This window comes from Streptococcus suis (genome assembly GCF_024509555.1).
GTDB lineage: Bacteria > Bacillota > Bacilli > Lactobacillales > Streptococcaceae > Streptococcus > Streptococcus suis_AD.
Genome location: NZ_JAMWEL010000016.1, coordinates 51,043 through 55,731, shown reverse-complemented (window position 1 = coordinate 55,731; position 4,689 = coordinate 51,043). Strand labels below are relative to the sequence as shown.

Annotated in this window: 1 protein-coding gene; it reads right to left on the bottom strand. The window is 42.7% G+C overall.

Going from position 1 to position 4,689, the window contains the following annotated elements; all coding sequences use genetic code 11:
* Positions 1-287 precede the first annotated feature (287 nt).
* On the bottom strand, positions 288-4,689 hold a 4,402-nt coding region (locus tag NF418_RS07605), incomplete at its 5' end, for a mucin-binding protein (RefSeq protein ID WP_256779089.1).

The window sequence follows — 4,689 nt, the reverse complement described above, 5'->3', positions numbered from 1 at the left end:
AAAAGGAGGTGCTGGAGGCTTATTTGCCATGGAAGGAAAAAATTAAGAGAGCATGTAAATAGAAAAAGGTTCCAGAGTCAATAGGACTTTGGAGCCTTTTCAATATACTTTGTTATTGGGCGGTTACGATCTGTCTGTGTTTTTTGTATACTTTACAACCACCTAAAAAGGCCCTATGACCTCTATGTAAGACTTTGCTTATGAGGTTATAGGACCTTTTCATATTTAGGGAATGATTAATCATTCAGAAATTCCGAATACATTAATCATCACATCATATACCCTTATTAGTCTTCTTTACGACGACGTTTTGCAGTAAGTGCAAATGAACCAAGCAACATTGTTGCACCAATCATACCTGCTACTGAAGATTCTTCACCGGTATTTGGCAACTGTTGAACTGGAGTTGCAGGGCGTGGCTGCTCTGGAGCAGCTGGTGCTACCGGTTTCGCTGGTTCTTCTGGCTTAGCTGGTGTGTCTGGTGTAACTGGTACATAGTTGATTGGGGTATCTGTACCTGGGTTAGATGGTACTGGTGGTACGACATAACCCTTCGTTGGATCGTTAGGATCAAGTGGTTTCAATGGCTCACCATTTGGATCTACTGGTACATATCCTGGTACATGTGGAATTGTTGGAACATCTGTACCTGGCTTGCTTGGATCCGTTGGATCGTTAGGGTAAACGATTGGATCTGTTGGCTGACCTGGGATATTTGGTACCCATGAACCGAGTTTCTTATAAACATAAGTAACGGTTGTTCCACCTGATGGGATCTTACCACTTGGATTTCCTTCTACTTTTTCAAGGATATATCCGTTGATAACTTTTCCACTTGTTGTGTAGTCATCGCCAACTTTACCTGGAATGTTTTCAGATGGTACCAAATCGTTACCATTTTCATCTACGTAGCGTACAACTACTTTAGATTCTTCTGGTACATAGTTGATTGGTGTATCTGTTCCTGGGGTAGATGGTACTGGTGGTACTTCATAACCCTTGGTTGGATCGTTCGGATCAATAGGTTTCAATGGGTTGCCATTTGGATCTACTGGTACATGACCTGGAACATGTGGAATTGTTGGAACATCTGTACCTGGTTTTGTATTACCTGGAATACCTGGCTTAGTTGGATCTGTTGGATCGTTTGGATATGGTGTTGGTGTAGCTGGAGTGCTTGGTGTAGTTCCATCTGGAATAACTGGAACGAATGAACCAATTTTCTTATAAACATAAGTAACGGTTGTTCCACCAGATGGGATCTTACCACTTGGGTTTCCTTCTACTTTTTCAAGGATATATCCGTTGATAACTTTTCCACTTGTTGTGTAGTCATCGCCAACTTTACCTGGAATATTTTCAGATGGTACCAAGTCGTTACCATTTTCATCTACGTAGCGTACAACTACTTTAGATTCTTCTGGTACATAGTTGATTGGGGTATTGTCACCAGGGTTAGATGGTACTGGTGGTACTTCATAACCCTTGGTTGGATCGTTCGGATCAATAGGTTTCAATGGGTTGCCATTTGGATCAACTGGTACATGACCTGGAACATGTGGAATTGTTGGAACATCTGTACCTGGTTTTGTATTGCCTGGAGTACCTGGCTTAGTTGGATCTGTTGGATCGTTTGGATATGGTGTTGGTGTAGCTGGAGTGCTTGGTGTAGTTCCATCTGGAATCACTGGAACGTATGAACCGAGCTTGCTGTAAACAACTTTTTCAGTTGCGTCAGCTGCATCATGAGCAACAGTCGTTGCTGGAACTGATGCTTTATCTGCAAGGAACTTGTCGATAACTGGTGAAACAACTTCTTCAAGCGTTTGTGGTGCTGTCCACTCACCATACTTGATGACTTCGCCTGTTACACCATCAATCAAGGCTGTACGGTAGAAGGTTACTGTTTGAGTTGTAACTTTTGGTGTACCATCTTCGTTACGAACTGGCGTACCATCTTTGTAAACGTAAGTGATTGTACGAGTTACATTTTCAATCAAGCCTAGCTCACCATATGTGCGATCCTTAGGATCGTTTGGCACCTTATCGTCTGGCTTAGCAGGTGGTGTCTTAGGATCGTTATCTGGATCAACTGGTACAGCTGGTACATTCGGTACGTAAGTGATTGGTGTATCTGTACCTGGGTTAGTTGGTACTGGTGGTACGACATAACCCTTAGTTGGATCTTCTGGATCAACTGGAGTCAATGGCTTAGTTGGATCACTTGGATCAACTGGCGTGTGACCTGGGATGTACGGAACTGTTGGTGTTTCAGTACCTGGTTTAGTTGGATCGTTTGGATCGTTAGGGTAAACGATTGGATCAACTGGTGTGTTTGTTGATGGATCAACTGGTTTTTCACCTGTTGGCAATTCTGGTACCCATGAACCAAGTGGTGTGTAGACAACTTCTTCCGCCAAGTCTGCTGCGTTGTAAGCTACGGTTGCTTCTGCAACAGTTGCCTTATCCGCAAGGAACTTGTCGATAACTGGTGATACAACTGCCACAAGTGTTTGTGGAGCTGTCCAATCACCCATGCTGATAACATCGCCTGTTACACCGTCAAGAATAGCTGTGCGGTAGAAGTTAACTGTTTGAGTTACTACTTTCGCTACACCATTCTCAAGAACTGGTTTACCATCTGCGTAACGGTAAGTAATTGTACGAGTTACGCTTTCGATCAAGCCAAGCTCTCCATAAGTGCGTCCTTTAGGATCATTTGGCACTTTATCATCTGGGTTAGCAGGTGTATTTGGTGTGTTAGGATTGTTATCTGGATCCTCTGGATTTGCAGGAACGTTTGGTACGTAAGTGATTGGTGTGTCTTCACCTGGGGTAGATGGTACTGGTGGTACGACGTAACCCTTCGTTGGATCTTCTGGATCAACTGGAGTCAATGGCTTAGTTGGATCGGTTGGATCAACTGGCGTGTGACCTAGGATGTACGGAACTGTTGGTGTTTCAGTACCTGGTTTGGTTGGATCGTTCGGATCGTTAGGGTAAACGATTGGGTCAACTGGTGTGTTTGTTGATGGATCAACCGGTTTCTCACCTGTTGGCAATTGTGGTACCCATGAACCAAGTGGGCTGTAAACAACTTTTTCAGTCAAGTCAGCCGCGTTGTAAGCAACTGTTTCTTCACCTACTGTTGCCTTGTCCGCAAGGAACTTAGCGATTACTGGTGAGTCAACTGCCACAAGTTTTTGTGGTGCTGTCCAATCAGAAGTAATAGTCACTTCACCTGTTACTTTATTGATTTGAGCAGTACGGTAGAAGTTTACTGTTTGAGTTACAACTTTAGGTTGGCCATTTTCAAGGACTGGTTCACCATTATTGTAATAGTAAGTGATTGTACGAGTAACACTTTCAATCAAGCCAAGATCAGCGTAAGTACGGCCTTCTGGATCACCAGGAACCTTATCGTCTGGTTTAGCAGGAGTATCTGGTGTATTAGGGTTGTTGTCTGGATCCTCTGGGTTAACAGGGATAACAGCTGGACGAACAACTACTTGGTAAACCTGACTGATTTCAGAACCATCAAGAACAGTGTCAAAGACATCATTTGTTGCATCATTGTCAAAGGCTGGATAGTTGTTTGATACAACTTCATATCCTTTAGCTTCAAGTTCCTTGATCTTAGCAAGAATTTCATCTTTCTTAGTAAGTGGTGTACCTTCTTCGCCTGCTTCAACAGTAGAAACATCAACACCGTTACCATCTTCGTCAACAAAGTGAGTTACAGCAACTTGAGAACCTTCTGTTGGATCAACATAGATAACTGTTTCAACAATATCAGCTGATGTCGCAGTTACTTTATTCTCTCCAACTTCAGTAGCTGAAGGTGTGAATCCTGCGATTTCTGGAGATTTAACTTTATCAAATGTATCATCTGAACTTGTCCAAGGTGTGTAGCTGTCAGCGATGATATCACCAGTCACAGCATCGATTTGGACTGAACGTACAAATGTTACAGTTTCTTCAAAATCTTTAGCAGCTTCGTTACCGTCAGTATATACATAATGGATAGTACGAGTCACTTCCTCGATAAGGCCAAGCTGACGGTATGTGCGACCCTTAGGATCGTTTGGTACTGGATCGTTTGGATTAATCTTACCATCCGTTGGAGGAGTAACAGTTGTTTGTTTTGTCTTATAGACAATTGTGTCAAACAAATCTGCATCAGTTGCTGATACTGATTTCTCACCTACTTTATCAACATTTGCGGTGTAGTTTTCCAAATTAAGAGCTGGAACTTCTGCAAATGTCTGAGTAGCTGGTGTCCATGCAGTATAAGTATTTGCAATGATATCACCTGTTACTGCATCAATTTGTACAGTACGTGTGAAGGTTACTGTTTGAGTTGTGACAACTGGCTTGCCTTCTTCATCAAGAACTGGCTTACCATCTGAGTAGATGTGGTTGACTGTACGAGTCACTTCTTCAACCAAGCCAAGTTCACCATAAGTACGACCCTTAGGATCGTTTGGTACTGGCGTGTCTGGAGTGACTGGATTTTTTGGATCGACAACATCAACATTATCACGGTAAACAATTGTTGCAGTAATATCCTTGTCAGTTGCTGTAATACCAGTCTTCTCAACTTTATCAGTTGATGGTGTAAATTTATCCAAAGTAAGGGCATTTACAGTTGTGAAGTCTTGTGTTGCTGGTGCCCATGCTGAGTATGTA